At 36.7% G+C, this 23,642-nt stretch carries 13 protein-coding genes; 2 read left to right on the top strand and 11 right to left on the bottom strand.

What is annotated here, in order from left to right; genetic code table 11:
* Positions 1 to 45 precede the first annotated feature (45 nt).
* The 9 genes from BIW12_RS07070 to BIW12_RS07030 all read right to left on the bottom strand — a co-directional run bounded on the left by BIW12_RS07070 (position 46) and on the right by BIW12_RS07030 (position 18,973).
* Complete coding sequence (locus BIW12_RS07070; RefSeq protein WP_232227167.1) at positions 46 to 1,482, bottom strand: sialate O-acetylesterase; 1,437 nt, start codon at positions 1,480 to 1,482, stop codon at positions 46 to 48.
* 92 nt (positions 1,483 to 1,574) lie between these two features.
* Complete coding sequence (locus tag BIW12_RS07065) at positions 1,575 to 5,003, bottom strand: glycosyl hydrolase (protein WP_071184476.1); 3,429 nt, start codon at positions 5,001 to 5,003, stop codon at positions 1,575 to 1,577.
* A 102-nt stretch (positions 5,004 to 5,105) separates the two neighbouring features.
* Positions 5,106 to 8,384: a glycoside hydrolase family 2 TIM barrel-domain containing protein gene (locus BIW12_RS07060; protein ID WP_071184475.1), complete on the bottom strand. Its 3,279-nt coding sequence runs from the start codon at positions 8,382 to 8,384 to the stop codon at positions 5,106 to 5,108.
* Between the two features lie 65 nt (positions 8,385 to 8,449).
* Positions 8,450 to 9,583: a glycoside hydrolase family protein gene (locus BIW12_RS07055; protein ID WP_071184474.1), complete on the bottom strand. Its 1,134-nt coding sequence runs from the start codon at positions 9,581 to 9,583 to the stop codon at positions 8,450 to 8,452.
* Positions 9,584 to 9,743: 160 nt separating this feature from the next.
* Positions 9,744 to 11,432 (bottom strand): glycoside hydrolase family protein, encoded by a 1,689-nt coding sequence (locus tag BIW12_RS07050; RefSeq protein WP_071184473.1) that lies wholly within the window; start codon positions 11,430 to 11,432, stop codon positions 9,744 to 9,746.
* 62 nt (positions 11,433 to 11,494) lie between these two features.
* Positions 11,495 to 13,675, bottom strand: a complete 2,181-nt coding sequence (locus tag BIW12_RS07045; RefSeq protein ID WP_071184472.1) for an alpha-L-rhamnosidase-related protein — start codon at positions 13,673 to 13,675, stop codon at positions 11,495 to 11,497.
* 1 nt (position 13,676) lies between these two features.
* Positions 13,677 to 15,260, bottom strand: coding sequence for a sodium:solute symporter (locus tag BIW12_RS07040; protein ID WP_071184471.1), 1,584 nt, complete (start codon positions 15,258 to 15,260; stop codon positions 13,677 to 13,679).
* Positions 15,257 to 16,321 (bottom strand): Gfo/Idh/MocA family protein, encoded by a 1,065-nt coding sequence (locus BIW12_RS07035; protein ID WP_071184470.1) that lies wholly within the window; start codon positions 16,319 to 16,321, stop codon positions 15,257 to 15,259. Before BIW12_RS07035 ends, BIW12_RS07040 begins: the two co-directional genes overlap by 4 nt.
* A gap of 147 nt (positions 16,322 to 16,468) precedes the next feature.
* Positions 16,469 to 18,973 (bottom strand): L-rhamnose mutarotase, encoded by a 2,505-nt coding sequence (locus BIW12_RS07030; protein WP_071184469.1) that lies wholly within the window; start codon positions 18,971 to 18,973, stop codon positions 16,469 to 16,471.
* Between the two features lie 280 nt (positions 18,974 to 19,253).
* Between BIW12_RS07030 and BIW12_RS07025 the strand changes: the two genes are divergently transcribed.
* Entirely contained in the window at positions 19,254 to 20,204 is a 951-nt protein-coding gene (locus tag BIW12_RS07025) for a helix-turn-helix domain-containing protein (protein WP_071184468.1), read from the top strand.
* 152 nt (positions 20,205 to 20,356) lie between these two features.
* Here the strand turns inward: BIW12_RS07025 and BIW12_RS07020 are convergent, their stop codons facing one another.
* Positions 20,357 to 21,313 carry an HU domain-containing protein gene (locus tag BIW12_RS07020; protein WP_071184467.1) on the bottom strand — a complete coding sequence of 319 codons (957 nt, stop codon included), beginning with the start codon at positions 21,311 to 21,313 and terminating at the stop codon, positions 20,357 to 20,359.
* A 102-nt stretch (positions 21,314 to 21,415) separates the two neighbouring features.
* Here BIW12_RS07020 and dprA point away from each other — a divergent pair, with 102 nt between their 5' ends.
* On the top strand, positions 21,416 to 22,516 hold the full coding sequence (gene dprA, locus BIW12_RS07015; protein WP_071184465.1) for a DNA-processing protein DprA: 1,101 nt from the start codon (positions 21,416 to 21,418) through the stop codon (positions 22,514 to 22,516).
* 66 nt (positions 22,517 to 22,582) lie between these two features.
* Here the strand turns inward: dprA and trpS are convergent, their stop codons facing one another.
* Positions 22,583 to 23,560 carry a tryptophan--tRNA ligase gene (gene trpS, locus BIW12_RS07010; RefSeq protein WP_071184463.1) on the bottom strand — a complete coding sequence of 326 codons (978 nt, stop codon included), beginning with the start codon at positions 23,558 to 23,560 and terminating at the stop codon, positions 22,583 to 22,585.
* Between the last annotated feature and the right edge of the window lie 82 nt (positions 23,561 to 23,642).

Here is a 23,642-nt window from a genome sequence, read left to right as displayed (position 1 = left end):
TTATTCACGTTATGTGATTGCTTCGTTCCTCGCAATGACAAAACCCTACCAATTATCAGTCCTGAAAGATGAAACAGGCAAACCTCCGTTACTAAAAATTTGCGCTTTTGCAACATCTTTAAATAAGTAACGAACTGCAACCGGTTTTTCTACCTGTGGCGAAGAAAGCAAAACGGATTTTCTTCTTAATTCGGCTTTAGCGGGATAAAAAACCTTGTTTTCTCCTGCAATTTCGAAACCGATTACTTCTTTTCCATAAGAAGTAATTCCGTTTGGAGCATTATCAAAAGCAACTGTCACGATACTTCCTTTAATTTCCAATGCCTTAAATACGGGGCTTTCAAACTCAAAACCAGTCAATCCATAAGTTTTGTTCAAAGCCAAATACCCTAATCGGCTTCCGCCCGCTTCTTTATCAGCGGGATGAATATTATTTTCTTCGCCAATATCCATCAATACCACCATTCCAGCATTCGGAATTTCTGTTGAAGCTTTCAGCTGTGCCTCACGCAAATAAGCCGAATTGTATTCTTCTTTATTGTCTTTTGGATGAAACTGTGCATAATTAAACGGAGCGATTTGGCAATAGTAAAAAGGAAAATCGCCTTGTTGCCAAAGCCCTCTCCAACTGCTCACCATCTTTTTCATCAAATCTTTATATTGCCCGGCACGCTCATAATTCGATTCGCCTTGGTACCAAATACAACCTTTAATTCCATAACCAATTACAGGCGATAACATTCCGTTAAACAAAGTTGTTGCCACACGATTAGGATCTTTAGCAATATCTTCTTTCTTGGTTGGAATCTTTGCTTCTTTAAAATCCTTCAACATTTCCTGATTCATCCAGGCTTCCATACTCGAACCACCATAGGAAACGTGAATTAAACCCACAGGAACATCTAAAACTTCCTGTAAAAGTGAACCAAAATACCAAGCTGTAGCGCTAAAATCTCCTGTAGTTTGAGCACTGGCAACATTCCATTGTCCCACAAAATCCTCGTTTGGAGTCAAAACTGTAGCTCTTGGAATAGTAATAAAACGGATTTTATTATTTTTCGAATGAACCACCGCCTCGTTTCCTTTCAACACTGGTTGTCCCGGAAATCCTTTCAACGGCATTTCCATATTCGATTGACCAGAACACAACCAAACTTCTCCAATTAAAATATTTTTAATCGATTTTGTTTCTGCACCATCCGAAACCGAAATTTCATAAGGTCCGCCTGCTGCAGGAGTTTGCAAAGCTATTTTCCATTTTCCTGATTTATCGGCTTTCACTTCATAAGTTTTAGCATCCCATGAAGTTTGGATTTTTATCGTTTGATTTTTATCTGCCCAGCCCCAAATTGGCGCATTACTTTGCTGTTGCAACATCATATTATCCGAAAACAAAGCCGGTAGTTTGATAGCTGCATTCATCTGGAAGCTACCTATCAAACATACAATCGCAACAAAACCGTTTATTAAATTCTTCATCATTAAAATTTCATTTTAATTCTATTAAACTTTCACCATTAAGAAGTTAAGTTTCATTTAGCTTAATACTCTAAATATCTTAATGGTAAAAAAACTTATTTTTCAATTTCTAATGTCACTGGTCCCAGCAATCCCGCTTTCAATAAATTCTCTGATTCTACTAATCGATACGGAGCCGTTGTCCAGGTTAATCGCTCTTTTTCTGGTAATTTTTGATCACCAATTAATCGATTCGCCCAGGTATTTGTAAGCTTTATAATAATCGTATTTTTTCCTTTTTTCAATGCTTGTGAAATGTCTGTTTTATAAGGAAACGTCCAAATCGTACCACAATCTTTTCCATTAACAATTACTTCGGCCATATTTGCAATGTTACCCAAATCAATCCAGATTTTATCAGGGTTTTTTCCTTTCCAAACAAAATCTTTTTTATAAACCGCTGTTCCTGAATAATATTTAATTTGTTCATTAGTTGAACTACTCCAATCAAAAAGCTTGTTGATTTTCACCACCTCTTTTGGACCTTTAAATTCAGCATCAAATTGCAATTCCCAATTTTCATCTAAAGTTTGCACGGTTTCAAAATTGGCACTATTTTGATTTCCTTTCGCCAAAGTATTTTTAGTTTCTTCTTTAAAAATTACAAAACCTGACTCATTTGCGTCTAAAGTTAGCGAAACAATGGTTCTTCCATTATCAATTTTCCAATTGGCTAATTCCGAACTTTTATCAGTCACCGGATTGTACCAAACTGGAACTTTTCCAGCAATTCGAAATGAAACTTCCAGTTGTCTTTTTTCTTGAATTTGATTCGAAAGAAAATAAATTTCTTCGTCACCATTTTTTCGGTGTGTCCAGGCAATCGAACTTCTGTCATTATTTTTAGCATCCGAAAACAAAACATCTGCCTCTATTCCTATTTTTGCAAAATCAGTATCTAAAAACGGAAGCACAATAACTGTTCCTTTTGCTAGCTTCCATGAAGTAGAACCTTGATTATTTTTATTCGTTTCTTTTCCTTTTGTCCATAATTCGTCAACAACAGCCTGCCATTTTTTAGCCTCTAAATCCGATTGAAAACTAGGTGTATCCATCGGTTTTTCATCAATAAATACCGTAGCTCCTTCTTTTACTAATTGCAGTATTTTTTCGGCTGCAGCCAAAGAAATAATCTTATTTGGCGCCATTCTTCTACTTCCCGGAAACAATAAAGCTCCGTATTCAATTCCGCCGCCAAAAGTCACTTTCGAATTTTCAACCTTCGCTCTGTTCAGTAAAACATCGGTATTAAAAGAATCGTATTGGTATCCATTCATTGGATTTATCCATTGGGACAAATCAGTATTGTTTTTTGAAAAAGTAACTTCTTTCGGCATTTTTGTTGTCGGCTGCCCTTCATTTTCCAATCGTATTTTTTCACTTGTTACTCTTTCTTGTCCAAAAACATTTGGAATAAAAGGAAACAAACGATCTGGAACTAGCGAACGTGATGGTAAATCCTCGCCAATAAAAACGGCTAAATCCACCACTGGTTTTCCTTTTTGCAATTGGAATTGTACTCTTTGACAATAATCAAACCAGACTTTTCCTGGTTTCCACCAAGTTTGGTCTCTTTGAAAAAAAGTTCCAATATCGTCTAAAGTCATCCCCGGTTTTCTGTCTGTCCAAGGATTGTGTACAAAAACGTGATAGAAAAAACGGTTGATTCCTAAAGCATAATTTCTATCGGCCAATGTTTTTAAATTTCCCGGATGTTCATCCCAGTCCATTCGTAAAGCAGTAAAAGCTTCTGCCTGAATAATGTCTTTTCCATAAATATGTCCACCCGAAATAGCATCCAGCATATCGAAAGGTTTGTCGTGCGTAGGGCTTTTTAACCAAAATTCCCCACTTGGATAATCCACATATTTAAAATGCAACAAAGCATCACTCATCATTGTTGGCGCCACATTCTCGGAACTAAACTTCACATTCGCTTTTTTAGCGATATCAGCCAGCGTTCCATAAAAATTATCCGCAACTAATTCAGCTATTGTTTTTCGAACATCGTATAAAACCTTCTCAGAAGTGGTTACATTTTCGATAGAAATTCCAGCCATTACAGGTAAATAATCCACAATATCATAACCGCGACGTTTTTGAAATTCTGCCTGAAAAACTGAAGACCAGTTTTGGCTTCCACATTCCCAGCTATCCAAATGTAAAATTTCCAATACTCTTGAAGCTAATTCGGGACCGGCAGTACGAATGGCTTCGCCAAACCAATGATCCAGTTGAAAACGAATCAGTTCAGGATTGAATTTATCTACTTCCAAACCTTTTCCTGCACCACCGGTAGCGTTTTCATGTCCTGTAGATGTATGTCCCATTCGGATAATTTTCCATTTTCCTTTGGGTGCTTTCCAACTTAAATTGCCGTCAGCATCAACAAATTTTGAAATATTGATGATCGAAGATTTTTTAAACGAATCGGAATTTGGAATTTGTTCCGCAGTTGTTGTTGGACTCAATCGCCAAACCGCTCCTGATTTTCCTTCGTAATTATCGATTAAAGATTGGTTCGAAAGCTTAATTTTACTCACTTTCAAATTGTTCTGTCTCCATTTGGCGAAATCCAAATCTTCCGCGCCGGGCTCAGTTCCAGTAACATCATAAACGAATCGGAAATATTTAGCCGTTACGGGTTTTATGGTATGTGTATGATGCACATCCATATCCTGCCAACCGTGACGCGGTGCAATCATTCTTTCGTGAAACTTAAAATGAACACCATCATCACTCACTTCCACAATTAGGCGTTGCGCCTGAAAATCTCTGCCTTTGGTTTCAATTACAATTGATTTACATGTAAATGGTTTTTCAAATTCGTACTGAATCCATCCTTTTTCACCCAATCTAAAATTCTCATCTTTTTTTACATCAGCCAAAAAGGAAGCATCAGTATTATTAGAAGTTGTAACCTTAGGTGCTATTTCCTGCGAATTGATTGTATTTTCTTTTATTGGAATAGCAAAAGTGGCAATGTCTTTATAGTAGTCTTTGTAATGCTCAGGAACTGCTAATTTGGTCGTCAATTTTTTTCCTCCAACAAATTCTGTTGTTGACCAAACTACTTTTTGCATCGACATCTCGGGTGTAATCCATGGACCTCCAGCAACGGCAAAACCATCGGCAGCGTGAAAAGCCAATTTTAAACCCAAACGATCTGCTTCAATAAAAGCCCATTTTACCATATCCCAAAATTCAGGACTCAATTGTAAAACTGGCGGGTCGATTAATGGCGGAGTACTTGGTCCTTTTATTGTCATCAAATAAGCACCTGCAATTCCAGCTTGTTTCATCGCTTCTAAGTCGGCTGTGATACCCACTTTAGAATACGCCGATTTCATCCAATACCAATACACCCAAGTTTTTGAGGATTCAATTGTTGGCTGAAATGAAATGTTTTCTTTCTTATGAATTTCCTGTGCGGAAAGCATTCCTACAAAGAGTAAAATAAAAAAGAGGTGTGTTTTTTGAAACATTGTTGCTATTATTTATTCATTTGTTTTGTTATTACGAGGAACGGGCGTCATCTCATTTTTTGCTCTCGTTATGAGATTGCTTCGTTCCTCGCAATGACACCACTAATACTTAAGTTTTTTTAAACTAGTTTCTAAACCGTTTTTACTTTCGTTAAATGGAATTAAATAGAAACTATAATTATAATCTTGTGCTTTAATTTGGTATTTTTCCATAGGAGCAGCCACCGGCGACCAACTGTCATTTCCGCCCACACCCATTTGCAACAAATCGATATTTAATGTCACAAATCCCGGATTTTCCAATTCATAAGTACGTTTCGCAGCATTCATATTTTCCTGCGTAAACGGCCAGACACTCATTTGCAACAATTGATCTTTATGTAAAACCAATAATCCTTTATTTTGATTTGCAGCAGATAAAGCCATCCAACGTACTTCCATACGATTCGCATTTTCTTGTGGCTTCTGATAAGGTTCAATGAATTTCTCGATAGCTAATGAATAACGACCAACGGTAAATCCGAAACTACGGTCACAATAATTTTCCAATTCCCCTTTTCCGTACCACGAAATTTGGTTAAAATTATTTGGAACGCCCATTTGCATTCCTACTTTTGGAATATTTGGCAACGGTTTTTCAATTTTTAATTGGTAATCTACCTGAATAATACCTTTTCCCTGTACCAAATAATTCACACGTACCGAAGCAGAATCTTTTACAATTTCGTAATCACTACTGATTTTGATTTGGCTGCCAACTGTTTCTGAACTCATTTTTTTCAATTTTGGAACCGCATTGTACCATTGCTTCAACAATTTATTTGGTTTCCAACCTTTACGATCATTATCGGTTAAAGGACGCGTAAAATTTGGCAACAAAGGTGCTAAAATCTGTTCCTCTTTTTTAAACACATAAGAAGTTAATGCTCCATTAGATTTATCGATTGTAATTTCAAAATCAGTTCCGGAAACTTTATAATTCGAAGTTGATTCAGCAAGTTTTGCAGTTCCTTTCGAAGTTAATTCAACATCCTGACCTTTTTGCAACAAAAATTGATCTGTTGAAACTGAGTATCCTTTTGATGCCCAAAACTCGTCTTTGGCTAGCTGAAATTCGATATTCAAGAAATACTCCGCATCTTTATTAAACTTAGGAAGGTATTTTTTCACATCCAAAACCAAATCACTTCCAGCCTCAATATCCATTGGTTTTAAAACCACTTGTTTGACAACATTCCCATCTTCTAAAACTTTCAAAACAGGAATAAAATCAATTAAATTTTGAACAACCTGACGATTATGAATCTTTAATTTAAAATCCTGACTTAAAGTTGAAGTTGCGGGTTGATAAATCCATTTGTTCTCATACATTGCAGCTTTTGGTCTTCCATCAGCAGCTATCAATCCATTGATATTGAAATTTCCATCGTGTTTTTTCTCACCAAAATCACCACCATAACCTAAATATTCTCTACCGGTTTTAGCATCTTTTCTCCATAAACCCTGGTCTTTTAAATCCCAGATACAACCACCGATAACTCTTGGAGTCGAACGGAATTCATCCCACAATTCTTTTAAATTCCCTGTCGAATTCCCCATAGAATGCGAATATTCTACAAACAAAATCGGACGTGTATCTTTCTTTTGATCTACTAAGAATTTTGGCGTAAAAACACCTGGATAAAAACGACTCACTATATCTACATAAGGTTCGTCCTGCGGGTTCTCATAACGGTGCGAATGATCTACCGTTTTTGGATAACGTGGATCTAACGGATCGATGTAACCGTCTAATCGAGGATTACCTTGCGCCGGTTCGTAATGCACTGGTCTTGTAATATCATAATCGTGTGTCCAGCCCGCCATAGCGGCGTGATTAGGCCCTTTTCCAGCTTCGTTACCTAAACTCCACATCACAATACTTGGATGGTTTTTATCACGATGCACCATTCGGGTCATACGCTCTAAATAAGCCGCTGTCCATTGCTGGTCATTACTCAAATGTCCGCCTAAACCATGGGTTTCCAGATTGGCTTCGTCCATTACCATCAAACCATATTTGTCACATAATTCATAGAAATAAGGATCTTCTGGAAAATGACTGGTACGCACAAAATTGAAATTGAATTTCTTCATTACTTTCACATCCTCTTCTAAATCCTGATGATTGACTGCTTCCCCACGAGCCGGATGATGTCCGTGATGATTTACACCGTACACATAAGTTTCCTTGCCATTGATAAGCATTTTTCCATTCTCTTTCGAAAATTCGATAGAACGAAAACCCAACTTACAACTTTTCACTTCGCTAATACTTCCATCAGAATTTTTAAGCGTCATGACTAAGGTGTATAAATTAGGCTTTTCGGCACTCCATTTTAAAGGATTTTTAATCGTTTCCTGAAAAAATCCAAAACGTACTTTATCCAAACGTGGGGAAACTTCACCAATAATTTCGGAAGCTTTTCGAACTAAGGCTTTTTCAAATAGTGGTTTGTTTTGTGCATCATACAACTGCACTTCAAAAGTGTGATTCTTGATGGTATCACCCGTAAAATTGTCTAAACGCGGACGCAATTGGAAAACTGCATCTTGGTATTTTTTGTCTAATTTGGTTTGGTAAAAGAAATCGGCAATACGCAATTTTGGCTCTGCCATGATATAGACTTCACGTTGAATTCCGCTTAAACGCCAGTGGTCCTGGTCTTCCAAATAAGAGCCGTCACTGTAACGCAACACACGTACGGATAAAATATTCCCTCCTTTTTTTAAATAAGGAGTAATATTAAATTCGGATGAGTTACAACTGTCTTCTCCATACCCCACAAAATCACCATTGACCCATACCTGAAAAGCCGAACTTACTCCACCAAAATGAAGTGAAACCGTCATTCCGTTCCAATTTTCAGGAACTGTAAAACTACGTTGGTACGAGCCTACCGGATTATCATCTTGTGGTACGAATGGTGGATTTACTGGTCGAAAAGAGTACACCGCACTTTTATAAATAGCCTGTCCGTAACCTTTCATTTCCCAATTCGAAGGCACTTCGATTTTATCCCAGCCTTTCACTTCATTTTTATAGAAATCCTGTGGCGCTTCCTGAAGGTTTTTGGCAAATTTAAAATCCCAATCTCCATTCAATATTTTGATTCTGCTTTTGGCTCTATTCCCTTCCAAAGCATCGGCTACTGTTGCATACGAATAGGCTGTTGCTCTGGCCGGTTCCCGATTAATACTCGTAACCATTGGATTTTCCCAAGGATTATCAATGAATTTTTGTGGGACTCTTGGAATTCCGGCAGGTTCACCGGTTACCAATTGCGCATTGGCAGCCACTGAAGCCAAAAGTGTAAATGCTATAATCTTAATTTTTTTCATATTTTTTTTCACGCAGTCCCGATAGCTATCGGGAGCAGATTTTTTTGAATTAATAGATAACTAAACTAATTCTTTTTTTTCTTTTCCGGAGGAGCCACAAAATTAGTTTCACTCTTACCTAAATCTTTAGAGGTTGCAACAGCAATTCCTCTTTGCTCTGCTTTGTTTACCGCACAATAAAAATGATATACCACTCCGTCGTGCTTTACTACAAATGATTTGTGGGCAAACATATTATCATACGGTTCTGAAGATTCAATCAAATTATCACCTTTCCATTCTTTCCAGTTTACTAAATCATTCGAAACAGCAAAACGATTGAATGCACCTTGATCCCAGCCAGTCCAAAAAGCTCCAAAATAAAACATCACCCAGGTATCGTTAACACGCTGAATATAGGCATCGCCTGTAATTCCTCTATGGTGATTTAGCAAAGCTTTTTTACCATAACGTTTCCAGGTTTTCATATCATTAGAAACTGCCATACCAATACGTTCAGCTCCTTTTGCCGGATTCAAACTATCGCCACGGGCATTGTAATACATGATAAATTTGTTTCCGGTAATGCGTTCTTTGTCTTCAATAACCGAATTTTTGTACATCGTACTGTTATCCCAAAAACTTGCATCTTTATCTTTTGGCGTTAAAACAGGTTTCGGTAAACGTTCAAATTCGTGTGCTTTTGTTGGAGATTGTTTCGTATAAGCCATTCCGATTGACAAAACACCTGCTTCATATCCGGTTGTATTTCCACCAAAATAACTCATCCAGTATTTACCATCGAATTTATTCCATTTGTAGCTTCCACCCCAAGTTGGGTCTTGTAATGCAATATAACCTGCTTTTTGATTGACATCCCAATGAGTTTCATCTTTTGAAAAAGACATTACTTTTCCTAAATGTTTCCAATGCAATAGATCGTCACTTTCAGCCAACCAGGTTTCGTATCCTCTTCCATCATAAATCAAATAAGTCATAAACCATTTGTTGTCTTTTCGGAAAACCGAAGGACAATCCATTTTGTATGAGTTATCCGCTGGCACCATCACCAAACCGTATTTATAAGGTGTTTTTACCTCGTTATAAATTTCATTCATAACGCTGTCGGTAATTTCTCTTTTCTTGTATTTGGTGGTTGCACAACTTGCAATCAGCAAAGCTGAAATTACTAGTGCAAAATATTTAATTGTGTTCTTCATTTCTAATGTTAATTTACTTCAATAGCCCACAGATTATACGGATTTAACCGATCTATGCGGATTTCTTTTTCTTTTTTCTTTCCACAGATTAAAAGATTATTACAGATTCATTATTAATTTAAAATCTGTACCAATCTGTTTCATCCGTGTAATCCGTGGCCTATTTTTCCAATTCCTTCAATCGGGCATCCATAACCTCTCTATTCAATTTTACTTTGACCATTCCGGTAGGATGAAATCTTTTTTTCAAATCGATAGCATTATACACAATCGTATATACATCGTTTCCTTCAGGAATCAAACACAATGGCGTTCTCATAATATCCCACCATTTAGCAACCTTAGTTTCTATAGGCCAATAATGTGCTTCCGACCAATTCACTCCATCTTTAGACAATGAGTAACCCATCATATTTGGCAAATGATGTCCCCAACCGTCTGGTCCTCCGTCAAAAATAGCAATGTACAAACCATTTGGAAGTTGACTCACAATGGGATTTTCAACAAAAACAGGATGTATCGATTTTATGGGTTCCAAACCTTTATTTAATCTTGTCCAGGGACCTTCTAAACTATTGGATTCTGCCAAAGCAACAAACCAGCCTTTTCCTGAATTTTTAGGATAATCAGCCCAAGATTCGAAAGGATAAGCTCCGCTGTAAAAACCAAACCATTTTTCACCTACCTGATATGGAAAGAACGAAGCTACTCCCTGACGTCCTTCCCAAGGTTGAGAATCCAATCCTGGCTCCATAATAATCCCTATATCTTTATAAGGACCGCCTATTCCGTTGATACCTTCTACAGTAGATTCGCATCTCCAAATTCTTCCAAAAGAGTGATTCGGTTGGATTTCTTTGTGAACGGTATATGCCAAATAATAGCCGTACCATTTGTTTGCTTTTTCGTTAAAAACTGGCATGTAAGACCAAATTGCTCCACGACGATCGTTCATCGGGTTATCATCTTCCGTTAGCGCATATGTTCCGCTGGCTTGGTAAATAGTTGATTGGCGTTTCCAATGAATCGCATCTTTACTCGTCCAATGTCCGATTTTAGTTTTTACACGATCATAGTACATTTCGACACCCACTTCTCCTGCTCTTTCCGTTGGGAACATGTGATAAGTATCGCCTACTTTTACCACACGACCACCTTCAAAACCACCTTGAATTCCTTCGGTTCCCAGAAAACCTTCATCAATTACGGGTTTGTTTTCGCCGCCAATAATTTCGAATAATGGTTTTTCATCTGAGAAACCTTCCACGATGAACGTTGGATTCCACAGCTTTCCGTCTGGAAATTCAGCATTTCGTGCAACTAAATTCTGATTGCTTTTTACCGCTCCTAAAACAACAAACAAACCTTTTGCTTTAGGTAAAATTGTTTGTGTTCCTTTAGAATACGAAATCGCATATACATTTACTGCTGGCAAACCTGTTACGGTCACTCCATTTTCAAGAACTAATTTAGCATTATCAGCCGCCGATAGCTGTAAATAATCTTTGTTGTCTTTTTCCTGAAAAACACCAACAAGCAATTGTACATTCTCTTTGAATTTCAGTTTCAAAGGTGCATTCGTTCCATTTTTGTATTGATCCAAAGGGAGTTCTACTCCTGTTAATCCTTGCAATTCCGGAGCAAGTTTGACAATATTGTGTTTGCTTCCTGAAAATACGTGTGCGTATTGTGTTGTTTTGAATGTCTTGTAATTCGAATTAACAACTTCAAAAGAAGCAGCCTGCCAAGGTGGGTTTTGTGCTTTTACTGAAAATTGAAAAAACACTAAACACAGCATTAAAAAAGCTGTGTCTAATTTGAAATTATATTTTGTGCTTTTTGAAAACATTGATTCTAACTTTTATTTAAAAATGTGAGCAACTAGTGTGATTGCTTCGTTCCTCGCAATGACTAAATTGCTTTATAACTTATTTTGTACTCTACATTCGGTTTTACCGTCAATTGATATTTGTTTTTAGCCAATTCTGTAATCGTTCCCGAATTGGTTTTTGGCTTGCTCTTACTTTCAATAATCAGTTTTCCTTCGCCTTCAGCCGCTTTTACTTTGATTTCTGATTTGCTTACATACAATGCCACTTCACCTTTTGGTGTTGGCACTTTTCCTTCCATCCATTGCAATCCGCCTAAATTCGGTTTGATTTCATATTCGTTATAACCCGGAGCTGTTGGTTTTACACCTAAATAATATTTTCCTAATAGATAAATCGGACTTGCTCCCCAGGCATGGCAAAGGCTTTTTCCATAAGGACGACCATACATCGTTAAATGTTCTGTTCCTTTTTTACTTGGATTGTATTCTTCCCAGAAAGATGTTGCGCCTTCTTTTAACATTCCGCCCCAATAATCTTTCATTTCTTTTAAAACGTAATTCTGTTCGCCCATAGCACACAAGGCTTCCAACTCGTAAAAACGCATGTATGGTGTTGTGATTTGAAGAACATCTTTATTCAGCAACACCTTATTTTTTACACTTTGTTTTTGTTCTTCATTAAAATAATTAAAGAAAATACCAAACATATTAGCGTATCTGGTTACAATATCCTGTATTTTACCATCTATACGCTGGTGCTTCATCACGTTTTGTTTCTTGTCCCAAAACACATCAAATAATTTTGTTTTTAAATCATCTGCTAGTTTTTTATACTGTTTTTGGTCATCCTTTTGACCTGCAATTTCAGCACTAACTGCCATAGCTTCTAAACTTCTTGCTAAAAGCATTTGCTCAAAACTAACCTCGCCGGTTTTTGGTAATCCGTTTGCCCAATCAATAAAAACCCAATCGCCTTCTAATGGCTCCAGAAATCCGTTTTTGTTTCTTCTTTCTAAGCAGAATTCCATCAACGATTTCATTCTTGGATAAAAAGTTTGGATAAATTTTGTATCACCCGTGTGCAAATAGTAATCGTAAACGCCCACAAACCAATACAGCGAATAATCCATTATGATATTTACATGAGCCGTTACAGGTTCTTTACCACGAAGCGCCAACATAGTTCTTTCTACAGAAGGCGAATCAAAGAATAGATAATAATTCATCAAATAACTTTGATAAGCATCGCCAGACCAAACCCAACGATCACGTTTAATTCCGTCTATAAAAAATTCGCGGGACGTTAAATGCATGGTATAAGCCGATACATCCCAAATTTTATTCAATTGTTGGTCAGAAGATTTGAATGCACCACGATAATCTAATGGCAAATATTCGTAAAGCATCGAAATCGAATCGTACTTTACCGTTGGATCAGCTTGTACCTGAACATATCGGAAAGCTTTTGACCCATCATGTGTGTAGGTTTCGGGCTGGTTTCCATCAAAAGATAAATGATCTAATGTTTCACATTTGGCTGTATCCAGTGCTTCTTCGCGAGATTCACCATAATACAATGCTAGTTTACCTTTTCCTTTTAAACCGTGAATTTTAATATAACCAAAAGTTTCTTTACCAAAATCTACCAACTCACCTGCTCCAATTTTTTCTGTTTTCTTAGCACTCCAAGGGGTAGTTGTGAGTTTAAACTCTGAAGGTTTACTCTCTGGCAAATCAAAATTCCAGGTCCCCACAGGCACCCATGGTGTTCCTGATTGTTGTGCTTTCCCATTTTCATCAATCCAAAGTTTATCTTCATTAGTCACCTTCCAGGATGCATCTGATTTTACATACTTACCAGCAATATAAATAGCCGGCAACACTTCCTGATTATATACTTTAAAGGAAATTTTGTGCTTCCCGGCAGGAACTTTTATTGATTTTGGCTGTCCATAAATTTGAACGCCATCTAAAAGTAACTGAAAAGGTCCTTCCGAATAGATTTTTACATCGTCTGGGGCAGGAATATCTACTTCTGTCTGAAAAGTTACCAAGGCATACGGACTGTAATATTGCCAAAGCGGTGGAAATACTGCTTCGCGTTCTGTACGTCTTACTTGCATTTTATTACTTAACCAAACTTCGAAATCTCCCGGATACCAGATCCAGGTTTGAGCCGAAGCCGCTTCTGACAAAAAGAATACCGCAACAACACAAACAATCGTTTTAAAACTTTGGCGTAAAGAAGAAAATAGGTTCATATTAATTGAAATTAAAAATGAGATATAAAACGACAATTGTTACTCCTAATAAACCAAACAACAATTTGACTTTTTTACTGGTTTTAGGAACTTCTGACTCGATTTCGAAATTAGTTTCGGGATTTTTATCCACTAATGAAATGACAATGGCTGTCACCATTAAAACGACAAAAATGTAAAAAGAAATTAATAAAAAGTGAGGCCAGGCTGTGTAAATATCAGCTGGAAAAATCCATAAATACAAAACCCCAACAAACAAACTAAAAGCTGAACCCCATGAAAGTGTCCAGTTTACGGCTCTCTTTGTGGTACGTTTCCAAAAAATACTCAATAAAAACACAACCGATAAAGATGGCGCCAAAAAGCCCAAAACTGCCTGAAAAATATTGAATAAATTTTGTCCTTTTATATTATCAATCGCCACAGCAATTAAAATAGCAAAAATACATCCTGCTCCAATGGTGATACGACCAACTTTAATTTGATCCTTGATAGTTGCCGCAGGATTCATTTTCTTAACATAAATGTCATTGGTAAAAACCGTACTCAACGCATTCAATGAAGAACCAATTGTGGCTACTAATACAGCAATCATTACACAAATAACCAAACCGTTCATTCCGCTTGGGAATAAATTGGTAACCATAGTCATGTAAGCCAAGTCAGAATTGCTTCCTAATTCTGGATATAAAACGGCACACAAAATCCCTGGTAAAATAAATAATGGCAATGCCATCACTTTTAGCCAACCTATAAAATTAACTCCTAATTGTCCTTGCTCTAAGTTTTTGGCTCCCAATACACTTTGTACCATCGATTGATCCGTACAAAAGAAAGCTACTGCAGCCACAGGATAACCTAATAAAATAGCAGGCCAGGGATAATGAGCATCATCTGCAGGACGCACTAAATTCCAAAAATTTGATGGCGTTTTTGCAATTAATGCTTCGATTCCGCCTACTTTTTGTAAACCTAAATAGGATAAGGTAAGCGATACAACAATTAACAAAATCATCTGAAAAACATTCACTTTGGCAATGGCTTTCAATCCTCCAGCATAGGTAAAAATTCCAGAAAAAATCACTAAAACCGTCACACTTTGCCACATCGGAATCCCTAAAATCTGACGTACTAAAACACCTCCACTAAACAATCCCAAAGACAACCAACTTACTAAAATTTTCACCATGGCGTACCAGGCTAAAATGGTCTGCGTACTATCACCATAGCGTTTTCCCATATATTCGGGCATTGTACTTACTTTACTGGCAATGTATTTTGGCGCAAAAACGATAGCCAAAAGCAGTAAAAAAACAAAGGCATACCATTCGAAATTTCCTGCTACAATTCCAGTGGTATATCCAATACTGGCAAAAGCTAATAATGAAGATGGCCCAACATTAGTTCCCCACATATTGAATCCAATATTGTACCAATTCAACGAATTTCCCGCCATAAAAAGCGTTTCATTCTTCTTGCTTTGTTTGACACTAACAATGTATCCAATAACCAATAATATCACTAAATAAGCAGCAACTATTATAAAGTCTAAAGCAGTTAATTTATCGTAGATGGTATTATTCATAGGTTATATTCTTTTAAAACATCAGCAATTTTTACTGGCATTCCGGTTTGTAATGTTTTGTCCATTGCCTGCAATAAAGCTACGGTTCCTATTCCTTCTTTCATATCCGGATAAGCAGTAAAACCCTGCTCAATACTATCTGCAAAATATTCTAAATAGTTTTGGTACTCACCACCATGATGGCTTTGTCCTTCAAAACGGAAATAGTATTTTAAAGTCGCATCACCCCAGTGAATGATTTTTTCTTCACCTTCTTTATCGGTAACTGAATAACGCAATTCATGATAATCTGCCTGACTTGCTCCTTCGGTACCTCTTAGAATAACACTCATTCCGCTATCTCTTTTGGTTGGCTGCGTTGGCGAAGTATAGACTCCACTTACTCTGGCAATTCTTCCATCAGTCGCTTTGAAAATAAAGTGCATTGTATCTTCATTTTTCAAACCTGCTGTTTTTCCGTTGCTGCTGATCATTCCATAACCCATTACTTCTTCGATATTAGGCAAATACCAACGGATAAAATCCACAGGATGACTCAATCCTCCGTACAACCATTTGAATGATTGCAATAAAGACCATTCTTTTTTCAAAAACCAACGGTGATCCGCATGATAATGTGATTCTATTGTAATTAAATCTCCAATAACTCCTTCTTCGAAATCTTTTCTTTGTCTTTTAGCCGGTTCAAAAAAACGGGAACTCTGGCCTATGAACACTTTCTTTCCTGTTTTTTCACTCAATTCCAACAATTCCTTCGCATCCGAAAGATCATCAATAAAAGGTTTGGTACAAACTACGTGTTTTCCATGCAACAAGGCTTGTTTTACATGTTCAGCATGCAAATGATCCGGCGTATAAATCGCAATGATATCAATAGCTTCGTCTTTTAATAAATCATCATAATTAGTGGTATACGAATGAAAATCAAATTCTTTGGCTCTTTGCTTGCACAATTCTTCATTTCTATCACATACTTTTACCAGTTCTACTTTACTGCTTTCTATAGCGGCTGACATGGTACTACGTCCTTCTCCAAGACCTAAAATGGCTATTTTTAACATTTATTCGTATTTAAATTGTTTTTGCCACGAATTCACTAATTATTTCTTTTTTAATCTTTGTCGTTACTATTCCACTAATCTTAATAGAAATTCGTGAGATTGTAAGCTAAAATTATTGATGTCATTCGTGAATTCGTGGCTTGATTTTTATTTTATGTTTTTCAGAAAAATCCAGGTTTCTCCTTGTTTTGCATCTTCAATACCTGTTTGGTATTTTTTCATTATGGCATTCCATTCGTCAACACGAGGATTATTTTCGGTAGTTTTTGGATTTAATTTATCCAAACTTTCTCCTTTTGGAATACTGATTACTAACATTAATTGTCTTCCGTTTTTGAAAACCTGCAATTGTTGGAAATCGGCATTACAGAAACCTTTAGCAATTTCCGGCCATTTTTCAAACTGAGTTGTGTGATAATCCACATACTCTTTTTGCATTTTTTCATCGGCTACTAAATTGGCAGTCAATACAATATTTTCCCATTCAGATGCCGGCTTGGAATCCTTGCATCTTTCTAAATTCTGAAAATCATAAATTGGGTTTTCATATATTTTGATTTCCAATGCTGGAAAAGCCAAAGCCAGTTTTCTTTTTGTTCTTTCTGGCTGATTCATCAAGCCATAAATCACCAGATGATTTTCCCATTGGTACAATTCCTCGCCTACAATTCGGAAACCTTTTATCGTCGATTTGATTTTTTCGATATCAAAATTCTTCCCGATTAATTCAATCGCTACCGATTTTGGCATTTCTTGTAATCCCCAAGCCTCATCAACAACTACTTCTTTTTTCAAATTAGCAAATGGCGCACGGATACCCGAATTTTCCTTAACCGAATTGCTCACAAACTGGTTGTTATCCTGCCAAATATTCCCTTTCGGACCATTGTTGTTTTTTAATATTTTCTGAATCGGAATCCAGTTGTTTTTAATCGTAAAGCCCTGACTTCCTTCATCAGTATACAAATACAGCCATAAAAATGGATCGTGAGCATACGGACTGTTGTACACTTTATCAATGTAATTTTCTTCTATTCGACTGTCTGGCTGTGATGAAAGCGTGTAAATTCCAGCAACATCATGCAAATGTTTCGCATAATGATGAATTTTATTCGCCAAAATTTTATTGTTTCGCATCACGTTTTCGGTGTGTGTCCAACCCCAACCCATCGAAATTCCGCTGTAAGCTACATCAGAAATTTCGTTATGTTCAATAGTCAAATTCTTCACAAAACCAGCTGCAATTCCTAAACATCCCCAATCTTCATTGGCAACATTAGTAATCAAATTATCAGCAATTAATTCATTCGAACAAACTTCTCTATCGTCTTTTACTTGTAATGGTAAATGCGCTTCGAAAGCTTCCTCAGAGAAAACGCCCAAATTAATTCCGTTTCCACCTATGTCTTTAAAAAGATTTCCTTGTACTTTGTTGTTATTTGTTCCTTTGTGCAAATCCAATCCTGTAGAAGACAAATGCTCAAAACTACAAGATTCGAAAATCGTGTTATTAGCAAAATTCACTTCTACAGCTGCTCTTGGTCTTCCCACCCAAGCCTGATTTTCTAAAGAAGCCTGATTCGGCGTTCCTGGAGTTTTCAATTTGTAAGCATCTAATAAATACATTCCTGCCTGCAACGGAACGTGACCTTGCTGAGAAGGACGAAGCCAATTGCTGTACTGAAAAGAAATTCCTTTGAATTTCACGTCGTGTACTGGCGAATCAATAGTCCCTTTTATTTGTATCAAATTCTCTAAAACCGGAACCGTTACTTTGGCGGAAGCCATATTTTCTCCTGCTCTTGGAATGTAATAAATCTTTCTGTTTTTTCTATCCAAATACCATTCGCCAGCTTCATTCAGCATTGACAGACCGTTGTTTAAAAAGAATGCTGAGTTTCCGTTATTTTTCGAAATCCAAGGCGCTGGCCAGGGATGCTCGCTTTGCACGCGGCTTTCTGGTTTTTCGAATGAAAGTCGGGCACTATCTTTTTTAACTTCGATATTTTTGATACGTAAATTGGCAATTGCCCACCATTGCACGATGAACATTTCCATTCCTGGCTCAAACTTAATTGACTTGTCTTTGAAAGGAATCCAGCAAGTTTCGGTTTCCTTGTCCCAAGACAAAATCCTTTCCATGGTAGTTCCAGCCGTACTTTTAGCTCGCACCGCTTTTACATCATTTACCCAAAGTTGGCGGTAATTGATTAATTCACCCGCTATTTCCGGAGCATCAGCAACCCACACTGTTCCTTTTTTTAATCCGTTGATGGAAGTAGTGGTTTTTTTCCAATTCTTAATTTCAATTCCTCCGTTAAATATCGGTTTTGCATTGGCATCTGCTTCAATAGTTGTTGGACTATCAGCTGTTCCAGAATCTTCTGGTCTTACAAACAATGGTTCATCAAAATAATAAGTCCCGTCTTTTATGATAATATGAATTCCTCCTTTTACCGAAGCATCTTTAAGCCTACGCAATTCCCTGGCTTTTCTCAGTGCCATGTGCACGGTTGCTAAGGGACTTGCTTTTGTACCTTCATTGGCATCATTACCGTTTGTCGCAACCCAAATATCGGCAGCCTGCATTGAAAACACAGTAAAAAACAGAAACAAAAAGCTCAATAAAGGATGTCGGTTTTTTAGAAACATAAAATATATTTTAAATTATAAATAGAATTCTGATTCTCCTCAATTTTAATACCATACTGTTTTCGAAAACAAAAAATGTAAACGTTATCATTTTAAAAGTAAAAAAAAAGTCTGTCGACTCTAATGTACTTGATAATAAATTAATTGGGCTGGGCAAGTTACCTATTTTAATACAAAAAAAATCATATTTTTAAACAACGGTCGATTCTATAAAAGCAGACAATATTCTAATAAATAAATTTAATAATTATCTTTATACCAATTTAATACAAAATAATTTATGAATTCTTTTTTATTACCAAAAACCTTGAAAGAAAAAGACGAACATGGTAATTATGGCGTTTGGTGGCACGAAAACAATCCGGGTCCCTTAAAAAAACTCCCTTTTATCAGTCAGTTTGGTAGTATGAAATTTTCCAAAGTCCGTATTGACGACACCATGCGACCGCATCTTAATGACGGAATTGAGATTCATTATGTCAACAGCGGGAAATACGATTGGGTAATTGAAGGCAAGGAAATTGAATTATTCCCCGAAAATTTATCTGTTACCGCACCCTGGCACGAAAACGGCAGTATTTCAGGAATCATGGACATTGGCCAAATCAATTGGATTATCATCAAACCTTTTGAATTTTCAAAAAACACAGCTTTAGACCTAGGCAATTGGAGTAAATTATCTAAAAGTTTCCAACAAAATCTGGGAGAAATGATAGGCGATGCCAACAATGCCGTACTCGAAAAAGCAAAGAATTTTAAAAAATATTTTGACGAACTCCGAAACGAATTAGCCTTTCAGGAAGAAGGTTTTGAGATAAAAGTCCAAAATATTCTGGAGAATCTTTTTATTGATTTACACCGACAACTTTCGAATAAAATTCAGAAAAATCAGGAAGACGACAGCTTTATTGAAAAACTAACGCAATTGCTTCAAAGTGATTTAATAAAGAAATGGCACATTGAAGATTTGGCTGCTGTGTTTAGCATGGGAAAAACCAAATTTACTTATGAAGTAAAAAAACTAACCGGATTTCCACCCAACAGTTTTATCATTAGTTTAAAACTGGAAAAAGCGATCCAGTTAATTCAAAACGAAAAAAACAGCAACATGTCTGAAATTGCTTTTGTCTGTGGGTTTTCGTCATTACAACATTTCACCTCTACTTTTTCACAACGCAACGGAATCAGTCCAAGAAAATTCCAGATTCAACAACAGAAGAAAAGAAAATAGTAAAAACGATTCTAACAATCTTGTCATTTCGACCAGAGGGAGAAATCACATAATCTGACTAACATGATGAGATTCCTCCTTCGTCGGAATGACAAACTATGAGGCATTTCTTTGTGTAAAAAAAAGCCTTTCCGTTAAGAAAGGCTTTGAAATTATAGTGATTCAATCAGCAACCAGGCTTCTGGATTTTCTGATTCCCGAACTTCATTTTTAACTTTTTGAGCTTCGGCATAAGTAGCAAAACTTCCGTAAAGCACCGGATAAAGACCGTGTTTGTTAACCTCTAGTCTTCTGGCTTTATAACCCATTTTGGTTAACTTTTTCAAAACCTGCTCCGCATTACTCTCATCTCTAAAAGCGCCAGCCACCACATGGTAAGGCAATTTTTCCTCTTTAACTTCTTCTTTATCTGATTTTACCGAAAGCGTCACAGGAGCCATTGGACTTTTAATAAAAAATGTAGCCTCTTGGATTTTGCTTTCTACTTGCTTTTGCACGGCTTTTTCAACCAGAACTCTTTCAGAAACAATTTCGTTTTGGTAAACCGAATAAGCTGCACTTCCAGCCAAACCTAACCCCAGAATAAATATAGCCGCATATTTCAAGTAAGAACGACCGTTTCTTTCTTCGGTAACCAAAGAAATAACAGGAGTTTCTTCGATAACTTCTTCTTTTTCTTCGAAAAATTCTCTTTTAACAACCGGAGCAATAAAAGAACCCAAACCAAAAGAAGCAGTCAAATAATTCTTTTGATCAGAAGGTGTGAAAATCAAATTATCAGTAGCGTTCAATGAAAAACTACCTATATTTTTAATTGTTAAGATTCTGTTTTTTTCCAATTCTTTCTTCCAATTCAAAACTTCGTATTGAATAGCACTAATAGCATATTCATAAGATGTTTTTTCAGCTCTGGCAATATGATTGGCTAATAAACCATCATTGTTTTTAATGTTGGTATTAAAAGAAATCAGTTTTTTAGGAGGAAAAAAAGAATTCGCACTTTCAACCCATTGAGCCGATTGAATTTCAGTCAAAAAAGCACCGAAACCAGGAACGGTAACGCATTGATAACGATATAAAAGTTGGCCTATGTAGTGTTCTATATTCATACAGACAAAGTTATACAATGAAAATAGTTATCAAAATTTTATTCACAATTTTTATTAACAATCTGACCGAAAATTTATACATTTCAGTCTCAAATATTTAGCATGACAACATCGGATTTATTTTACGTATTGGCTTTGCAAAGAGTAGAAGGCATAGGCGACATCATGGCAAAGAAATTAATTGGCCATTGTGGTTCGGCCGAAGCTGTTTTTAAAACAAAAAGCAGCCAGCTCGCCGCAATTGACGGTGTAGGCAGCATACTACTTAAAAACCTGAAAGATCAAAGTGTATTTGACAAAGCCAATAAAGAATTGGAATTCATTCAGAACAACAACATTAACGTATCCTATTTTCAAGACGAGAATTATCCCGACAGACTCAAACATTGCGTTGATGCTCCGGTATTACTGTTTACAGCAGGTAACATCGATTTGAAAAACAGAAAAATAATCAGCATTGTGGGAACACGTCAAATCACTTCTTACGGAATGGAATTTTGTAAAAAACTAATTGAAGATTTGACACCACTTGACCCTGTAATTGTTAGCGGATTTGCATATGGTGTTGATATTGTTGCGCATCAACTGGCTGTGGAAAACAATTTACAAACCATTGGTGTACTGGCTCATGGTCTAAACCAAATCTACCCTAAAAACCACAAGAAATACATGGCTAAGATGGAAACCAACGGCGGTTTTATGACCGAGTTTTGGAGTTCGACTAATCCGGATAAAGAAAATTTTGTAAAAAGAAATCGGATTGTAGCAGGTATTGCCGAAGCTACCATAGTTATCGAATCAGCAGAGAGAGGAGGTTCATTAATTACCGCTAATATGGCCAATGATTACAACCGTGATGTTTTTGCCGTTCCCGGTCGCACGACTGACAAATACAGCATAGGCTGCAACAACCTCATCAAAACCCAAAAAGCCAACATGCTCACCAGCGCCGCCGATTTAATTTATATGCTCAATTGGGACATTAAAGAAGAACCTAAAGCGGTTCAAAAACAATTGTTCGTTACTTTAGATAGCGACGAACAAAAAATATACGATTACCTCTTAAAAACAGGAAAAGAATTAATGGACATTATTGCTTTGGAATGTGAGTTTCCTATTTACAGAATCTCGGCTTTATTATTAAACATGGAACTTAAAGGAGTTATTAGACCATTGCCGGGAAAACTTTTTGAAGCGATATAAAATTGAAAACCGCAGATTCGCAGATTATTTAAAATCTACGAATCTGCGGTCTATTCTTTTACAAAATTACTTTATCCCAAATCCTAACTTTTCTCTCACTCTAGCCAAAACACCATTAGCAATAGCCGAAGCTTTTTCAGCACCTATTTTCAACAAAGCATCTACTTCTTCTAAATTGTTGATGTAATAGTGGTATTTCTCTCTTTCAGTTTTGAAGGTTTCACAGATTAACTCAAACAAAGCTTGTTTGGCGTGACCATAACCATAATTGCCACCTAAATAATTGGCTCTCATAATTGCAATTTGCTCTTCATTGGCCAATAAAGAATAAATTGCAAAGGCATTACAAGTATCCGGATTTTTAGGAGCTTCCAGTGGTGTACTATCGGTTTCAATGCTCATTACCTGTTTGCGCAAGGCTTTGTCTTCCAGAAAAATATTAATGATATTATTAGCTGATTTACTCATTTTTCCGCCATTGGTTCCCGGAATCAACATACTGTCGTCCTGAATTTTGGGTTCCGGAAGCACAAACGTTTCTCCCATTTGGTGATTAAAACGAGAAGCCACATCACGTGTCATTTCTAAATGTTGCAACTGGTCTTTACCCACTGGAACAAACTCGGCATCATACAACAAAATATCAGCAGCCATCAACATTGGATACGAAAACAAACCTGCATTTACATCGTCTAATCTATCTGCTTTGTCTTTGAAAGAATGTGCCAAAGTCAGCCTTTGATACGGAAAAAAACAGCTCAAATACCAAGACAGTTCAGCTGTTTGTGGCACATCCGACTGTCTGTAGAAAACCACTTTGTTCACATCTAATCCAAACGCCAACCAGGCTGCTGCAACGCTGTATGTATTATTTCTTAAAGTTTCTCCGTTTTTTATTTGGGTTACCGAATGCAAATCGGCAATAAAAAGAAAAGATTCGTTTGCTGAATTATTAGATAATTGTATTGCTGGAATAATTGCTCCAAGTAAGTTCCCTAAATGTGGAGTTCCCGTACTTTGAACTCCCGTAAGTATTTTTGCCATTATGATTTATTGGTATCGCTGAAATTTTATTTAACCGCAAAGTTCGCAAAGTTTTTTCGCAAAATCCACAAGGTCTATTTTA

The organism is Flavobacterium commune (assembly GCF_001857965.1).
Taxonomy (GTDB): domain Bacteria; phylum Bacteroidota; class Bacteroidia; order Flavobacteriales; family Flavobacteriaceae; genus Flavobacterium; species Flavobacterium commune.
Note: the sequence above shows the minus strand (reverse complement) of the source record. Positions and strands in the feature narration are given on the sequence as shown.